Below are 217 nucleotides of genomic sequence, written 5' to 3'. Positions count from 1 at the left end.
GTTGTTGCCGGTGACCCGCTCGATGCGGAACCCCAGTTCTGCCAGGGCGGCGGAGCCCATGGTGGTGGTGGTCAGGCCTTCGGCCTGCAGCCCGACCCCGGTGGGCACGCTGACGGAGACGATGGAATGGCCATCGGCTGCCTTGACGATAGGGATGTCGGCCAGCGGCGTGGGTGTGCCTGCGGTGTCGGGCCGGGTGGGCAGTACCACCGGCACC

At 70.0% G+C, this 217-nt stretch carries 1 protein-coding gene; it reads right to left on the bottom strand.

Going from position 1 to position 217, the window contains the following annotated elements; genetic code table 11:
• Nucleotides 1-217, bottom strand: a 217-nt coding sequence (locus tag ASE31_RS32110; RefSeq protein WP_200961138.1) for a hypothetical protein, incomplete at both ends; no start/stop codon positions are given.

Source organism: Acidovorax sp. Root217, assembly GCF_001428645.1.
In the GTDB taxonomy this organism is placed as follows: Bacteria; Pseudomonadota; Gammaproteobacteria; order Burkholderiales; family Burkholderiaceae_C; genus Acidovorax.
Note: the sequence above shows the minus strand (reverse complement) of the source record. Positions and strands in the feature narration are given on the sequence as shown.